This is a genomic window from Colwellia sp. Arc7-D (assembly GCF_003061515.1).
Taxonomy (GTDB): Bacteria; Pseudomonadota; Gammaproteobacteria; order Enterobacterales; family Alteromonadaceae; genus Cognaticolwellia.
The window spans coordinates 3791777-3809476 of record NZ_CP028924.1 but is presented as its reverse complement, the minus strand read 5'-3'; the positions used below and the strand labels follow the sequence as shown (position 1 = coordinate 3809476).

11 protein-coding genes and 1 pseudogene are annotated in these 17700 nt (G+C 38.1%); 9 read left to right on the top strand and 3 right to left on the bottom strand.

Annotated elements, in window-relative coordinates; translation table 11 throughout:
* Positions 1-20 precede the first annotated feature (20 nt).
* From mreC to tldD, 7 genes are all read left to right on the top strand, one after another.
* On the top strand, positions 21-902 hold the full coding sequence (gene mreC, locus DBO93_RS16390) for a rod shape-determining protein MreC (protein ID WP_108457301.1): 882 nt from the start codon (positions 21-23) through the stop codon (positions 900-902).
* On the top strand, positions 899-1378 hold the full coding sequence (mreD, locus tag DBO93_RS16385; protein ID WP_108457300.1) for a rod shape-determining protein MreD: 480 nt from the start codon (positions 899-901) through the stop codon (positions 1376-1378). The genes mreC and mreD overlap by 4 nt, the downstream gene beginning before the upstream one ends.
* A gap of 1 nt (position 1379) precedes the next feature.
* Entirely contained in the window at positions 1380-1967 is a 588-nt protein-coding gene (locus tag DBO93_RS16380) for a Maf family protein (RefSeq protein WP_108457299.1), read from the top strand.
* Positions 1968-1979: 12 nt separating this feature from the next.
* Positions 1980-3443 (top strand): ribonuclease G, encoded by a 1464-nt coding sequence (gene rng / locus DBO93_RS16375; RefSeq protein ID WP_108457298.1) that lies wholly within the window; start codon positions 1980-1982, stop codon positions 3441-3443.
* A 68-nt stretch (positions 3444-3511) separates the two neighbouring features.
* Positions 3512-7558: a YhdP family protein gene (locus DBO93_RS16370; RefSeq protein ID WP_108457297.1), complete on the top strand. Its 4047-nt coding sequence runs from the start codon at positions 3512-3514 to the stop codon at positions 7556-7558.
* Positions 7559-7652: 94 nt separating this feature from the next.
* Entirely contained in the window at positions 7653-8501 is an 849-nt protein-coding gene (locus DBO93_RS16365; protein ID WP_108457296.1) for a carbon-nitrogen hydrolase family protein, read from the top strand.
* Positions 8494-9942 (top strand): metalloprotease TldD, encoded by a 1449-nt coding sequence (gene tldD / locus DBO93_RS16360; RefSeq protein WP_108457295.1) that lies wholly within the window; start codon positions 8494-8496, stop codon positions 9940-9942. Before DBO93_RS16365 ends, tldD begins: the two co-directional genes overlap by 8 nt.
* Positions 9943-10036: 94 nt before the next feature.
* Here the strand turns inward: tldD and DBO93_RS16355 are convergent, their stop codons facing one another.
* Both DBO93_RS16355 and DBO93_RS16350 read right to left on the bottom strand, forming a co-directional pair.
* Complete coding sequence (locus tag DBO93_RS16355; RefSeq protein WP_108457294.1) at positions 10037-10867, bottom strand: S1-like domain-containing RNA-binding protein; 831 nt, start codon at positions 10865-10867, stop codon at positions 10037-10039.
* Positions 10868-10953: 86 nt separating this feature from the next.
* Complete coding sequence (locus DBO93_RS16350; RefSeq protein WP_108457293.1) at positions 10954-11415, bottom strand: TerB family tellurite resistance protein; 462 nt, start codon at positions 11413-11415, stop codon at positions 10954-10956.
* Between the two features lie 637 nt (positions 11416-12052).
* On the opposite strand from DBO93_RS16350, the gene DBO93_RS16345 reads away from it, so the two are divergent.
* Complete coding sequence (locus DBO93_RS16345) at positions 12053-13267, top strand: efflux RND transporter periplasmic adaptor subunit (RefSeq protein ID WP_108457292.1); 1215 nt, start codon at positions 12053-12055, stop codon at positions 13265-13267.
* Positions 13268-13269: 2 nt separating this feature from the next.
* Positions 13270-16463: pseudogene (locus tag DBO93_RS16340) on the top strand (efflux RND transporter permease subunit).
* Positions 16464-16628: 165 nt separating this feature from the next.
* Here DBO93_RS16340 and DBO93_RS16335 read toward each other — a convergent pair.
* Positions 16629-17468 carry a 2OG-Fe(II) oxygenase family protein gene (locus DBO93_RS16335; RefSeq protein WP_108457291.1) on the bottom strand — a complete coding sequence of 280 codons (840 nt, stop codon included), beginning with the start codon at positions 17466-17468 and terminating at the stop codon, positions 16629-16631.
* Positions 17469-17700: the final 232 nt, after the last annotated feature.

Sequence of the window (17700 nt, the reverse complement as noted above, 5' to 3'; positions counted from 1 at the left end):
CATTTATACAAGTTTAATTTATGAATCCTATATTTAAGCATGGACCGTCCCCGCAGCACCGACTTATTTTGGTGCTGCTTTGTTCTGCAGCATTAATATTTTTTGACCATAAAATGAATAGCTTCGAGTCCGCTCGAGGCTTTTTGCAATCTATGGTGAGCCCTTTACAATATTTAGCCACAGCGCCTAAACAAATGATGAATTGGGCGGCAGAAAATATTGTTACTCGTCGTCAACTCATTGATGATAACGAACAATACAAAATCAACGAATTAGTCTTTCATGAACAGGCACTACAATTAGATATTGTAAAGCGTGAAAACAATCGATTAAGAGCGTTGCTTGCTTCGCCCGTTCGCAGTGATGCTAAAAAAATGGTCGCTGAAATTCTTGCGGTTGATAGTGACCCGTATACACATCAAGTGGTTATAAATCGTGGTGCAAACGATGGTGTTTACGAAGGCCAAGCAGTTATTGATGATGAAGGTGTTGTTGGTCAAATATTGCATGTTGGCACCACGAGTAGTCGTGTACTGTTAATTACTGATGTTACTCACGCGGTGCCCGTAAGAATTAGCCGCAACGGCTTACGGCTTATTGCTAGCGGTGTTGGCGTGATAGACCGCTTGACGCATAATCACGTGCCGCACAGTAGTGATATACGTATAGGCGACATATTAGTAACTTCAGGTTTAGGCAGTAAGTTCCCAGAAGGTTACCCTGTAGCTAAAGTATCTGCTGTTATTCAAGATGAGTCTCGTGCATTCTCTCAAATTCAAAGTCAACCCGTTGCTAAGATCGACCGCTTACGCTATGTATTATTGTTATGGCCAGAACAACCTAATGAACAGCAGCCACAAGTAACGGAAAGTTTGCCAGATAAAAAGGCAGAAAATAAATGACCATAGCAAGTCGCTTGATTATTCTTTTGACCTTTTTGGTGGCATTAATGGCAAGCATTATGCCGTTACCTTTAAGTGTTGATGCTTTTCGCCCTGATTGGGTGTTAGTAGTGTTATTGTATTGGTGTTTGGCACTACCCTCGCGTGTTAATGTTATTTCTGCTTGGGTTATGGGCTTTATTCTTGATGTTTTATTAGGCTCCACCTTAGGTGTTCATGCCGGCGCAATGGCAATTTCTGTTTATATTGTCGCGGGTAACTTTCAAAAAATACGTAATTTTTCAGTATGGCAACAAGCATTGATTGTTGGTGTGTTATCAGCGTTATATCACTTAATTGTTTTCTGGCTTCAACGTTTTTTAACCGACGCGGTATTTTTACCGAGTTATTTATACCCTGTATTCACGACAATAATCCTTTGGCCCTGGGCTTTTTTACTGTTACGTAAAATAAGACGAAATTTTCGAATAAAATAACATGTCTACTACTTTGATTTTAGCGTCGCAATCACCGCGTCGAAAAGAACTACTTGAACAACTCGGTTATCATTTTACTTGCTTACCCGCTGATATTGATGAAAGTGTCTTGGCGCAAGAAAACCCTGAGCAATATGTCTCTCGTTTAGCCATTGAAAAAGCGCGTGTGATTGCCAAGCAATATGATGAAAGTGTTGTGGTGCTCGGCTCAGATACCAGCGTAGTATTTGGTACTCATATATTAGGCAAACCCGCTTCGCTTGATGAATGTATCGCTATACTTAGTATGTTATCAGGTCAAACGCATCAGGTTATTACTGCTGTAGCCGTTGTAAAAGGTGAACGTACTGAGGTTTTTGTTGTCAGAACTGAAGTAGATTTTAAAGTGCTCACCGAACAAGAAATAAGTCGATATTGGCACACAGGGGAGCCGCAAGACAAAGCCGGTGCTTATGGTATTCAAGGAGTAGCTGGGCAGTTTGTTAAGCAAATTCGCGGGAGTTACTCAGCCGTTGTTGGCTTGCCTTTATATGAAACTTCACAATTATTGTCGTTATTCGGCGTACATTCTTCAATAACAAAAGATTAAACAGGAAGCGAAATGAGCGGTGAATTACTTATCAATGTTACACCAAGCGAAACAAGGGTAGCATTAATCGAAAATGGTTCACTGCAAGAGGTTCATATAGAACGAGAAGCCCGTAGAGGACTCGTTGGTAATATTTATCTCGGCAAAATCATTCGTGTTCTACCGGGTATGCAAGCCGCTTTTGTTGACATAAATTTAGGTAAGGCTGCTTTCTTACACGCCTCAGACATCAATTCTAAATTAATATTAAATGACGATAACAGCAGCGATCAGGTACCAGATATTCGAAACTTGGTACATGAAGGGCAGTATATTGTTGTGCAGGTTGTTAAAGATCCCCTTGGCACTAAAGGGGCACGATTAACAACAGATATTACCATTGCAGCAAGGTATTTGGTTTTAATGCCTGATGCTAGCCATGCTGGTATATCTCAACGTATAGAAGATCCTGCAGAAAGAAATCGCCTGAAATCAATCGTTACCCCTTATTGTGGTAAAGATCATGGTTTCATTGTAAGAACGGCGGCTGAAGGTGCTGGTAAAGATGAACTAGAACACGATGCAGAGTTTCTTCGCCGTGTTTGGGCAAAAGTAGTTGAGCGAAAAGAGCGTAAACAAACTAAAGATCCTATCTATCAAGATTTATCTTTAGCATTTCGCATGTTACGAGACTTTGTCGGGGTGTCGCTTGAGCGTATTCGAGTCGATTCAAAACTCACATATGAGCAATTAGTTGAGTTTACCACTGAGTTTGTACCCAATTTAACCTCGGTACTGGAATATTACCCCGGAGAGCGTCCCATTTTTGACTTATTCGATGTTGAAAGTGAAATCCAGCGCTCTTTACACCGTAAAATTGAATTAAAGTCAGGTGGTTCGCTGATCATAGATCAAACCGAAGCTATGACCACTATTGATATAAACACCGGCGCTTTTGTCGGGCATCGAAATTTAGAAGAAACTATTTTTAATACCAACATTGAAGCAACACAAGCTATTGCTCGTCAGCTTAGGTTAAGAAACCTTGGTGGTATTATTATTGTTGATTTTATTGATATGCATGACAAAGAACACCAACGCCGTGTTTTACATAGTTTAGATGTCGCTATGGCAAAAGATAACGTGAAATACAGTTTGTCAGGGTTTTCGGCACTAGGTCTAGTTGAAATGACCCGCAAACGTACGCGTGAGAGCTTAGAGCATATTTTATGTGGTGAATGTGATGTTTGTCATGGTCGCGGTTACATGAAAACAGTAGAAACTGTTTGTTTTGAAATTTTACGTGAAATTGTCCGCGTTAACCGTGCTTATGATGCAGATAAATTTATTGTTTATACTTCTTCTTCGGTAAGTGAGTCATTAGAGAATGATGAGTATCACAACCTTGCCGAGCTTGAAGTCTTTATCGGTAAGCAAATTAAAGTGCAAACAGAAAGCATGTATAATCAAGAGCAGTTTGATGTGGTGATGATGTAGCTATAACTGAAATGCAGGCGCTGTAATCAAGTAAATTTAAAGTTGAGTAAAGGTTTGGCTAAAACGTAATGAGTGTTTCCGCGGTTCTAAATAGATGGCTTAAACGTCTGTATAAACTACTAGCAATTTTGTTAGTAGCTTTTGCCGTGTTAATTAGCGCCTTACGATTATTTTTACCCTATGCTCACAACTATCGCCAAAATGTCGAAGATTTTATTAATAATACTTACAACAGTAATATTTCGATTGGCACATTAGCGATGGGCTGGGGTAAATCGGGTCCAACGTTAATCAGTAATCAAGTTGAGCTTTTAGCGGGTGATAATAGCCAAATATATATTGATAGTTTAGCTGTTGAGTTAAATTTTTGGCGCAGCATACGAACCGGGCAATGGGTCACAAAAGACTTTGTAATTTCGGGTGCAGAGTTTGAATTCGAACAAGTTGCCTTAGCGAGTTCTGAAGATAATCTTGCTAGTGATAACACAAATGAAGTTAGTTTAGTTGATTCACTTTCTTCCATATTTCTAAAGCAAATATCTCGTTTTTCTATTCGCGATAGTCATGTGCTTTATCACACAACTACCGGCACTCGTGCTTTTACCATTAATGAAATGTTTTGGGTCAATAAGAATAACCGCCATCGAGCAAACGGCAGTGTTATGGTTGATGGGCTAAGCTCAAATAACTTAAAAGTATTATTAGATTTTAAAGGTCCAAGGTTCGATAAACTAAGCGGACAAGCTTACCTTGAAGCCAATGAAATCGACATTACTCCTTGGCTAGGAAGCTTTTTGGCCATCAAAGATGCCAATACACATTCAGCTATTAACTTTAATGCATGGTTAACTTTAACCGCAGGAAAACCTGACTTGGTCCAGTTTTCTTTAGGTAAAAATGAAATTATTTGGCAGCATAAAAGTAAGGCACAAACTTTTGAGATTGTTGGTGGTGATATTCAAATAAAAACACTAGACCAATTAGTTTATAACATTGCCACATCGGCTATAACAATCAAAAGAAACGGTGTGAAAACCAATAAATTATCATTAATTGCAGATGTAAATGGCGAGTTTATTAATGGCCATATTAATGCCATAGAATTAGCCAGCTTTGCCGGTGTATCACCGCTATTATCTGACAATGTTGGTCTTGAAAAACTATTATTTGATCTCGATGCAGTTGGCCGAGTAGAAGACATTTACTTTCGTAGCAACCCCAATAATAAAGCTATAACCGCAACTTTTAGCGATGTAGATAGTCATTTCAGTCAAGGTATTCCGGGTCTAGACAATGTGAGTGGCGAGTTGATTTATGCTAATAATCAACTGCAAATATCGCTTAATGCTATTGACGGTGCTCTACATTTTGATAAACATTTCAAATACCCTATCCCATATACGCATTTAAGTAGTTTGATCAATGCTAAATTTCTTGACGATAGCTGGCAACTTTCGGTTGAAAATATTGCCTTTAACTCTTCACAAATAAGTTTAAAAGCAGATCTAAACGTTAATAGTGTCGTAGATCAGCCAACTACCATGGCATTGTTAGCCAGTGTTAGTCATGGCGATGCCAAATTTGCCGAATATTTTTACCCTCATTTATTAATGGGGGATAGCTTAGTTAACTACCTCAATGGCGCTATTATTGACGGGGAAATTAATCAAGCATTGGTCTTATTTAATGGGCCGTTGCAAAGTTTTCCATTTAATAATAATGAAGGTATCTTTGTTGTTGATGCCGAGTTAGCGCAAAGCACATTTAAGTTTGATCCACAGTGGCCAGCGATAGAAAACTTTGCCGCAAACCTTAACTTTACTAATAATAGTATGCTGATTACGGGACGAGAGGGTACGTTATCAGGTATTGATGTTACCGGTGTTGAAGCGGCAATTGCTGACTTATCTGGTGAAGGAGTGTTGACTGTTGATGCTAGTTTTACCCAAACACAGCCGGAATTAGTTACGCAATTAATGAACGCAAGCCCGATGCAGGATTCGGTTGGTGTTACCTTAGAACAAGTTATTATTTCAGCACCTATTGATGGTGACTTTTCATTAATATTACCCTTAGCTACCCCCGAAGATGTTATTGCTAAAGGCCATGTTAAGTTTAAAAATAATAGTGTGGCACTGCAAACGCCAGCAATGGACTTTAAGCGAGTTAATGGTCGATTAGATTATTATAATGATGTGATAACCGCCAAAGGTGTAAAGCTTGATTGGCGTGGTATGCCAATGACAATTAATGTGGAAGCGAAGCAAAAAGCTGAACTTTATAGCGTTAACATAGAAACGCTAGGTCAGTGGGAAAGTAAACACTGGCAAGCACAATTACCCAATGAATTAGTTAAATATGCCGATGGTAAAGTGGCTTGGAAAGGGATGCTTGAGCTTGAATTCATCGGTGATCAATGTTTTTACGATTACCAAATTAATACCGACTTACATAATATAGCGCTAGCTATTCCTGCACCATTTACCAAAGAAGCTGAACAACAGCTTGCGGTGAGTATTCATGCCTTTGGAGATGAAAAAAATAGTACCATAAAGGCAGATGTAGGCAAGAATATTAACTTTTATGGCTTAATAGACCATCAACAAACACGTTTTTCATTAGCGCATTTAGTGTTGGGTAATCAACAGTCTTGGATGCCGACGCAAGGCTTTCATATAACGGCGGATCTTGCGGATGCCAATTACCAAGAATGGCAGCCATTAGTATTAGATATTATAGCTGGAATAGAGTCAGCAACAACGGACTTAACTGATAATGTAGCTGATAACTTAGCACCGGCTAAAGTCAGTGAACCTGGTTTGTTATCTGTACCTGAAAAAATACACGGGCAATTGAGTAATTTAGATGTTTATGGTCAAAACTTTCAGCAAGTAAGCTTTGATTTTACCCCTGAGCCAAATGGCTGGTTACTTAACCTTAATGCGAAAGAGCTAAGAGGTACTGCTATGTTTTACCCTGATTGGCTTGAGCAGGGTATCGATATTAATGCTGATTTTATTCATTTAAAAAGTATACAACCTCAGTTAGAACCATCAGAAAACATTGATGATTTAGTAAAACAGAATGTACTTGTAACACAAGCTAACAGTGACGCTATAGTCAATGATTCACCAACACAGCATGTTGGTAAGCAAAATGAAAAAATTAAACAAAGCCAACAAGAACAAGCTGAAGTTCAGGCTGTTGATACAGCACAGCAGAAAATAATATCAGCTATCAACCATGAAAGTAATGCTGAAATATTTACAGTGTTTCCTGCATTAAAAGTAAAGTGTACTAGTTGTAAATATGATAATTATGACTTTGGTGAGGTCAACTTTACTATTGCGCGAGAAAACCAGAACACACTACTGCTGAATAATTTTATTGCTAAAAGAGGGGAAAACAACCTTACTTTTGATGCAAAGTGGCAACAAATAAATGATAGTTCAACCACTTCAATAATGGGCAGTTTATCAACAAATAATGTAGCGCGAGAAATTGAAAACATCGGTCTTGTTTCTATTATTAAAGACAGTGGCGTGAAAATGGATTATGACCTTGTTTGGCAAGGCGGTCCGCATGACTTTACAATGGCAACTCTAAACGGAGATTTATCAACAACATTTGATGATGGTTATTTAGCTGATGTTGATGATAAAGGTGTACGTATTTTCTCTTTCTTAAGTTTACAGTCATTGGTACGTAAATTAAGTTTCGATTTTAGAGATATTTTTAGTGACGGTATGTTTTATAGTGAACTTAAAGGTAATTTTACTTTAAAAGATGGCGTAGCTTATACCGATAATGTGGTTATGAAAGGTACGGCTGGGGACTTAAGTATTGTTGGGAATACAAATTTAAATAGTGGTGGGCTAGACTATCGAATGACTTATAAGCCTAATTTGACCTCAAGCTTACCGGTATTAGCGTGGATTGCGACTTTAAATCCCGTTACTTTTTTAGCGGGTGTTGCACTAGATGAAGTGATCACTTCTACGGTCATTGCTGAAATAAATTTCGAAGTAACAGGTAATCTCGATGAACCTTTATTTAAGCAAGTAAGTCGAAAAAATAAAAACATTAGTGTTGGTCGTTCATCGCCCCTAAAATAGTTGATAGCTTGCCAGAAAGTACTGCTGACGGCACCAATGTAGAAAAGTCAGCAAAGCCAAAGTCTAAAGGAGATAACATTGATGGGTCTTGAATATGGCAGATAAAATAAAGCAAATTTGTGCGATCCAAATGACTTCAGGTACTAATGTTGATGATAATATTAGTGATATTGAGCAACAGTTATTAACACTAGAACAGACACAGCAACAATTAGTTTTATTACCCGAGTGTTGCTTATTTTTTGGTGGTAAAGATCAAGAACAACTGACATTAGCGAAAGCAAATAAAGATAGTCATGGTTTGAAGGCAAAACTTGCGGCGCTAGCAAAAAAATATAATGTTTTTTTAGTCGCTGGTAGTATTCCTGTGTTATCAAAATTTCCAGATAAGTTTACCAATAGTTGTTTTGTTTTTTCTCCTGATGGAGAAACCCTCGGTGACTATGATAAAATTCACCTTTTTGATGTTGCAGTAGAAGATAACGAAAAAAATTACTTTGAATCACGTTACGCGAAAGCCGGTGATCATATTAGCGTGGTTGATGTTGCCGGTATTAACGTAGGTTTATCGATTTGTTATGATCTGCGCTTTCCTGAACTTTTTAGGCAATTATGCCAGCAAGGCGCGAAAATTATTACCGTACCCAGTGCTTTTACACGTGTAACGGGAGCCGCACACTGGCAAACACTATTACAAGCCCGTGCGATTGAAAATCAGGTCTATATTATTGCTGCTGACCAAGAAGGTGTGCATTCAAATGGCCGTGAAACTTGGGGCCACAGTATGATCATTAGCCCGTGGGGCGAAATACTGACTCAGCTAGATACTGGTAAAGGTATCATTTGTGCTGAATACCAAGAAGAAGAATTAAACAAGGTGCGTAAAGCTATGCCTGTTAACACTCATAATCGTTTTAAAAATAAGTTGATGTCGTATGAATAATGTTGAGACTGAGCTCTTAGCCAATAGTAAAATTGATGAAAGTATGCTGATGGACACTTTGGATAACATCTTCCAACGTAAAATTGATTTGGCCGATTTATACTTTCAATCTAGTAGTCATGAATCGTGGATGTTAGAAGACGGTATAGTCAAAGAAGGTTCTTATAATATTGAACGTGGTGTGGGTGTGCGCGCTATATCAGGTGAGAAAACTGGTTTTGCTTACTCTGATGATATTTCCCCTGCGGCGTTAAAAAAAGCTGCAGATGCTGCTAAAGGTATAGCTATTGCTGAAAAATCTGCACGTGTACAGGTTTTTGATGGCAAGCAAATGCAAAAAAATCCAATGCTTTATAAAGCGTTGGACCCGCTAGCAAGTTTACCTCAAGAACAAAAAATTACGCTATTGCACGAAGTAGAAGCACATGCTCGTAGTGTCGATAAACGTGTTAAACAAGTGATTGTAAGTTTGTCAGGTGTTTATGAAAAAATATTAGTCGCTGCCAGTGATGGAACTTATGCGACCGATATTCGTCCATTAGTGCGACTAAATTGTTCGGTGTTAGTCGAAGAAAATGGTAAGCGAGAACGTGCCAGCTCTGGCGGCGGCGCACGTACAGACTATAGCTATTTTTTTGAGTTAGAAAATAATAAGCCGCGTTACTTAGCTTATGCAGAAGAAGCGGTAAGACAAGCTTTAGTTAACCTTGTTGCTATTGACTCACCCGCGGGTTCATTTCCTGTTGTACTTGGCGCAGGTTGGCCAGGCGTTTTGTTGCATGAAGCGGTAGGGCATGGTTTAGAGGGAGATTTTAATCGTAAAGGCTCTTCTGCATTTTCTGGCAAAGTGGGCCAACAAGTTACCTCTGATTTATGTACCATTGTTGATGATGGCACCATGGCTAATCGTCGCGGTTCAATAAGCATTGATGATGAAGGTACGCCAGGTCAATATAACGTATTGATTGAGAAAGGTGTGCTAAAAGGCTATATGCAAGATAAACACAATGCTGGCTTAATGGGCGTTAAACCAACCGGTAATGGTCGCCGTGAATCATATGCCCATTTGCCTATGCCACGTATGACTAATACTTATATGTTGGCTGGAGAGCACAAACCTGAAGATATCATTAAGTCAGTCAAAAAAGGTATTTATGCACCAAACTTTGCCGGCGGACAAGTTGACATTACCTCAGGTAAATTCGTATTCACTAGCTCAGAAGCGTACTTAATTGAGAATGGTGAGATCACCTCGCCGATCAAAGGCGCCACTCTGATTGGCAGCGGTCCAGAAGCAATGAAAAATGTCAGTATGGTGGGTAATGACTTAAAACTTGATGCTGGGGTTGGTGTTTGTGGTAAAGACGGACAGAGCTTACCTGTAGGCGTAGGTCAGCCGACCTTGAAAGTTGATGAAATGACCGTTGGCGGTACACAATAATTCGCTAAACACTTTGTTTGTTTTTTGAAAAAGTTTAGTTGAAAAAAAAGCCCGTAAGGGCTTTTTTGTTTTTAAATAGATTGTAAAGTTAAGCTTATTTCAGGCGGATGCCATTAGCTTCAATGGTAATTTTTCCATTTTTCATTAAGTTACCTACCGTTGCTTTGAAGGTTTTTTTGCTCACCCCTAATATTCGCTTAATTAATTCAGGGTCACTTTTATCATGCAAAGGGCTAAAACCGTCATGTTCAGCAATGTGAGCTAATAATTTCTCACTAAAGTCTTTAACTTTACCCTCGCCCGGACGAGTTAAAGATAGATCAATACGGCCATCTTCACGAACTTGTTTGATATAACCCGTTATTTTCTTACCCGTTCTTAGCGGTTTAAATATTTCATTGTCGTAAAGTAAACCCCAGTGCAAATCATTAATAATGGCTTTAAAACCTAAGTCAGTTTTAGAGGCAATGGTAAGTTTAACTTTATCCCACTTCTGATAATCAGCTGGCCAAATATCGATAAACTTATCAAGCTTACTTGAAGCGACTAAACGATCGGTTTTTAAATCGAGAAAAATTCTTACAAGGTAATACTTACCTACTTCCATTTCGCTATGCTGCTGGTTATAAGGTACGAGTAAGTCTTTTGGTAAGCCCCAGTCAAGAAAGGCGCCCATTTTGTTTACTTGGCTGACCTTCAAAGAAGCAAATTCATCTACTTGTGCTAAGGGTTTTTCAGTTGTGGCAACGATTCGATCAGCAGTATCAGCATAAATAAAAACTTTAAGCTCACTTCCTATCTGGCAATCTTCAGGCACAAAACGATTGGGTAATAGTAGTTCACCTAAATCATCCGCATTTAAATATGCGCCTTTATCTGTTATTGCTACTACAGGAAGAGTGTTGTATTTGCCGATGCTTGCCATATGGTTTCTTGTTGTCAGTTAACTTGCGGCTATAATAACCGATTTAGCGGTAAGTTAACTATAACTTTCCATGTTGTCGGTATATTTTATTTAGTCGTACTGGTCTTGGCTTGAATATTTAATTTTGTTTGAATATATTCGCTATGTCGCAAATGCAATAAATCAGCAATTTTACGGATTATATGCTCCTCAATACTAGCAAGTTCACCATCAGCATAAGCCACCTGCCATAATAGTTCTAACATTTTAACACGCTGTTCTAAACTGTATTTCTCGTTGATTTTCGAGGTAAATTGATAAAAGTCAGTCGCATTTTCACAGAGCGCGAGCGAGTGATTAATTATTTCTGATACTTCATCAGGTGTTAACTGAAATTGGGTAGAAATAATATCGTTTAATTTTTTCTGCTCTGTAGTTTCAAGCTGACCATCAGCAAGCATAACTTCACATAATAAAACGCTACAAGCTATTTCAAGCGATAGTTCGTTCTCATGCTGATCATCCGTGTTGCCTAATGATTGAAAGAATGCGTTAATTTTTGACAACATAAAGTGTTCTCCGATGAAATAAAGATTAATTTTAATGTATTTACTTTAAGGTTCAAGTATTCAAGGTATATATTTCACAAAAAATAGGCACCTTGGGTTTGGATTGCTAATGTGTATTTATTCTGTGAAGTGATTAGATTCTACAATAATAACGATAAATTTTTTAAACCTAAGTTCAAACTGATCGTCATGAAAAATGCCTTACTGTTAACGACAATGTTAATTTCTCTCTTACTTATAGACCTCGATATTTTCAAAAAATAGGAGACAACGTCAGAGTATTTAATACTTAAGGCTGAGCATTCTTGGTAATTTCCATTGTTACTATCGTTAGTATTTTATGGGTAGTGATATCGACCAACAATTTTTTAAAAGTAAAATTATTTAGTGAAAAAAACCAAAGTTGTGATCTTAGTTACATATTTTTTAACAGTCCTGATAAATACATATCAAAAATATTTAATTTAAACTAATGATCTATATCGTTTTTATTTATTTTTAGATGGGATTTTCAAAGTCGGCTTGAATTTTGTAACAAGCATTTACAACTTTGTTAGTTTTTGTAGCCAATAATTTCTGTATCCTATTGGCAATTAAGCTAGAAATTTTAAAATTTAGATTCTATGAGGACGTCATTGTGACACGGAAAAAACAAATAATTATACCAATTGTCATTCTAATTGCCGGTGTTTTAATTTTCTTTGCATTTTCAAGTATGAAAAAGCCCCCGGAAGAAAAAGAAGAAATCGATAATACTCCTATTGTTGCGGTTGAAGCTATTTCACTCGCACCCATGACCTTAGATGTAAATTCATATGGTGTTGTTAAACCTAAATATGAAACTGAATTAGTGGCTCAAGTTAGTGGTCAAATTGTTGAGTTATCTGAAACATTTGTTCGTGGTGGCTTTGTCAAAGAAGGTCAATTATTGGCTCGTATAGATCCTAACGACTACGAGGCGGCACTTATTGAAGCTGAGGCTACAATGGCATCAGCTCGTGCTTCGCTTGAAACAGAGCGAGCACAAGGCCAAGTTGCCAAACAAGAATGGCAGCAAATAACAGATTCATCTCCAACAGAATTAAGTTTACGTAAACCACAATTAGCCCAAGAAATTGCTCGCGTTAAATCTGCGCAAGCATCTATTTTACGTGCTAAGCGCAATTTAGAGCGCACTGAAATTAGAGCGCCATATGACGCTATGATAGACAGTAGAAATGTTGGGTTAGGCTCATTTGTTGGTACAGGTAGTATGGTTGGCAAGCTACTAGGTACGGCTATTGCTGAAGTACGTTTACCCGTTGCAGATAATCAATTACAGTTTTTGATTGATCAAGGAGAGAACGCAACGGTGAATTTAACGGGTACATACTCGGGTCTTACAACGGTATGGGACGCTAAAATTGCCCGTGGCGAAGGCGTTATAGACAGTACAAGTAGAATGAGCTATTTGGTTGCTGAAATTTATGACCCTTATGCTTTAGGTAAAGAAAACTCAAAAACACCATTACGCTTTGGCTCTTATGTAAAGGCAAAAGTATTAGGTATAGAAATAGCTCAAGCAGCCAGTGTGCCGCGTTATTTAGTTAATAATGGCCTTGTTGCATTAATGGATAATGAATCTAGATTACATTATTCAGCCGTAACAATTGTTCGCCAAGATGGCCAAAACATTATTATTTCAAAAGGCTTAGCTGACGGTGATAAATTGATAGTTTCTGCGCTTGATTATCCCGTTGATGGGATGAAATTGGCTTTAATTAGTGACAAAAAACCGAAAAAAAATGAACAAGAAGAGGGTGAAAGTAACGAGTCACAAGTTGCACAAAATGACAGTGGTTCAGGAGAGTAATCATGACAACTGTTACGCCTAAAGAAAAGCCGGAAATCGATCATACTATTGATACCAATACCGGCATAATAGCTTGGTTTGCTCGCAATAGCGTTGCCGCTAACTTGTTGATGATTTTCATTTTAGTGGGTGGTTTGTTAACTATTCAAACCATAAACAAACAAATGTTCCCACAGGTTAAGATCAACTGGATTTCTTACACCGCACCCTATCCTGGAGCCGCACCGCAAGAAGTTGAAGAAGGCATAACCATTAAAATCGAAGAGGCGCTTGAAACTGTTCAAGGCCTCAAAAGAGTTATTACTTATTCAAACCGAAATTTTTCCAATGGTTGGTTCGAGGTTGAACTAGATTATGACCCACAAGTTGTACTTGAAGAGGTAAAATCTGCAATAGATTCAATTTCTAGCTTCCCTGACGGTATGGAGCGCATCAAAATAGAACGAGAAAAATTTCGTCAAGAAGTGATGTACTTAAGCCTATATGGTGATTTAACCAACGGCGAACTTAAAGAGCTTGGTCGTAAAATACATAACGAAATTCAACAGCTGCCGATGATCAATATATCCGATATATACAGCGGTTTAGGTTATGAAATATCTATTGAAGTAAGTAAAGATAAGCTTCGAGAGTACGGCTTAAGCTTTACTGATATTGCCACTGCAGTACGCAGTTATTCACGCAACATGTCTGCTGGACAAATTCGTGCAGAAAATGGCTATATTAACTTACGTGTTGAAAATCAGGCTTATCGTGGACATGAATTCGAACAAATCCCGTAGTAACTTTAGCCGATGGCACCAGAATTGTTTTAGGCGAAATTGCGACCATTGATGATGGCTTCGAAGAAGGTTTACAGTACTCTAAATTTAATGGTGAAAACTCAGTTACCTTATTTATTGGTGCTGCTGATAACCAAAGCATAACTGACATTGCCGCTGTGGTTAAAAAATATGTAGAGAAGAAATCTGCGGTATTACCTGAAAGCGTGAAGTTAGAAACATGGGTTGATATGACCTACTACCTTGAAGGTCGTTTGAATATGATGGTAGACAATATGAAAAGTGGTGCCGTATTGGTATTTATCATGTTGGCATTATTTCTACGTGTTCGCTTAGCTTTTTGGGTAATGATGGGATTACCGGTATGTTTCCTCGGTACATTACTGGTAATGCCACTCGAATTTGTCAATGTTACTATTAACGTTATTAGCTTATTTGCTTTCATTCTAGTGCTCGGTATTGTCGTCGATGATGCCATTGTTATGGGGGAAAGTGCCCATGATGAAATCGAAGAGCATGGTCATAGTACCGATAATGTTATTCGTGGAGTTAAGCGTGTCGCCATGCCGGCAACCTTTGGTGTTTTGACCACTATCGCGGTATTTCTGCCGTTTCTTTTTGGTGAAGGGCCATCTTCAGCGTTTGGAAAAGCGATTGGCTCTGTTGTTATACTTTGTCTTATCTTTTCATTAATAGAATCTAAACTTATTTTGCCAGCTCATTTGGTTAAAATGAAAATGAAAGCGTTCAACCCTAAAAATCCAATTGATAGATTACGTGCTTGGATTGACCTTAATTTGAAAAAATTTATTGATACCGTTTATAGCCCTGCGCTAGCTGTTTTTATTGCATACAGATATGGGGTATTAATGTTCTTTATTAGTTTAATGCTCATTAGTGGAGGATTGTTTAGTGGTGGTTTTGTGCGCTTTGTTGGGCAACCTAAAATTCCACATGACTTCCCTCGCGTAACGGTTGAAATGAATGTCGATGCTTCAGAAAAAGCGACTTTAGAAACCTTGTTAAACATTCAAGGGGTAATTAACCGTATCGATAAAGATATTGAAGCTAAATATGGCAATTCGATGATCTCAGATATGCAAGTTGATTTACGCACTAGAACCAGTGGTCAACTGATGGTTAAGCTTGTAGTACCAGAACTTAGACCAATGAATACCTTTGAACTGGCAGATTTATGGCGTGAGGCTATTCCTAATTATCCAGGCGTTAAATCATTCACTATAGGCGACAATTTATTTGGTGGTGGGCGAGACGACGGGGATATTGCTTTCAGATTAGAAAGTAAAAATGATGCAGAATTACTGGCAGCTGCGAGAGAATTAAAAGTTAAACTCAATTCACTTAAAGGCCTTGGTGATGTTAACGATAGCCGTCAAACGAGTGCTAAAGAAGTACAGTTTGAATTGAAACCACTCGCTTATAGTTTAAATTTAACCTTAGCAGACATCGCTTCGCAAGTAAGTTATAGCTTCTATGGTTTAGAGGCGCAGCGTATATTGCGTGACAGTGAAGAAGTGAAAGTCATGGTGCGTTACCCACTCGAACAACGTAGTTCTGTTGGTCATGTTGATGACGTAATGATTCAAGCCCCTAATGGTGCTGAATTGCCATTATCTGAACTGGCCGTTATTACCCTACAAGAAGGGGTTACTCGTATACGCCGTGAGAATGGTAATCGTACGATTAATGTTTGGGCAAGTGTTGATGCAGAGCAAGTAGAGCCCTTTAAAGTGGCTAATGATATTCGTGATAATTTCATACCTGAGTTGTTAAACAAATATCCACAAGTAAAAAGTGAAGTTACGGGTAGTATTCAAGAAGAAATGGAAGGGGCAGATAGCCAATTGCGCGATTTCGTTATCTCGTCAATGATCATATTTTCATTGTTAGCTATTCCGTTAAAGTCTTATTCACAAGCAATGATGATTATGGTCGTTATTCCATTTGGTATTATTGGGGCTGTACTGGGTCACTTTATTTTAGGTATGGATTTAAGTGCCTTATCTGTAATGGGAATTCTAGCGGCTGCCGGGGTAGTGGTGAATGACTCATTGGTGATGGTTGACTATGTTAATAATGCCAGAAAACGAGGTGTGCGACTTAAAGATGCTGTAATGCATGCGGGTAATAAACGCTTTAGAGCGATTATGTTAACGTCAATAACCACATTTATTGGTTTAGTGCCGATCATATTCTTTGAAGTTAGTGCCCAAGCTCAAATTGTTATACCTATGGCGGTATCACTTGCATTTGGTGTGTTGTTTGCCACCATAGTAACTTTAGTGCTAATACCTTGCCTGTATCTTATTGTAGAAGATATTAAGGAATTATTTAGGCGTAAGAAAAAAGTTTCACAAACTGAAACACCTGTTTTAGACAGCCTTAAAGGTTAAGTTTAAGACTATGCTTAAGTTATATGAACGTTAAGTTTTAAAGCCGTTAAACCTTAGGGCGATAAAATAAGCAGAAACTAAAAAGCCATCACATAGTGATGGCTTTTTTATTAACGGGTCTGTCCCAAACTTAAATGTGTTTATGCATTTAAAGCTTATGGGTAATTATTTAACACCGAGCTCTTTTAGTCTTTCTAGTAAGTAACTTGCATGGGTATGTTTTTCTGATAAAACCACTTCGTTACGTGGATGTAAAAATAACGGTAAAGATATGCGTGATTTAGTCGCATTGTCGCCCGTTGGGTTAATAACCCTATGACTAGTTGAAGGAAAATAACCTTGTGAGGCTTCTTGTAACATATCACCAATATTAACAATTAAATGACCAAAGTCAGCTGGAACATCTAGCCATTGACCATCTTGAGCTTGCACCTGCAAACCTGGTTCATTGGCAGCAGGCAAAATAGTTAATAGGTTAATATCTTCATGTGCTGCAGCACGAATAGCACCAGGTTCTTCAGTCCCTTTAAGTGGAGGATAATGCAGTATTCTTAACAAAGTATTCGGGGTATCCTTGATCATATTCGATAAAGGCTCTGAATAGTGTTTAGTTACCTCTACAGGGCTATACTTCTCAACCCAATCAAGTAATTCACTGGCTAAATCTGAGGCCATTTTATAGTAATTTAAAATATCAGATTTTAATTGCTCAGGAATTCGTCCCCACGGGTATACATGATAATACTCTTTAATATCTTTTTTAGTGTGGCCTTTAGCAGTTTCTGAAATTTCAGGGCCGAAGTAGCCATCTTGCTTTTCAGGATCAAATGCAAAATTTTGCTTTTCTTCTTGCGTGAAAAAGGTATACCAATCCTGGTAAATTTTATCGACTAAAGCCTGTTGAATAGGATGATTAGTTAATACTCCAAACCCTGTATTTCGCAAACTCTCTACAAACTTTTTGGCGGCGTCATCAGCGCGATAATCAACAACTTGTACTTGCATATTTTTCCCCTAATACAATAATCTTAATGCTTAATCTTTATTTTTACGTATTATATACCAAACTAAAGGGAAGTGAATGAATTCAATCATTGTCGATTTTTAGACAAATAGCGTCACTGGTTTTAGCGTGCTGAGTTATATAACAAACAGCGCGTTCTTAGCGGTTTTTATTTATACCAAGTCGTGTTAATAACACCTATATAATAATTAATAGGCTGTTATTAAATAAGTT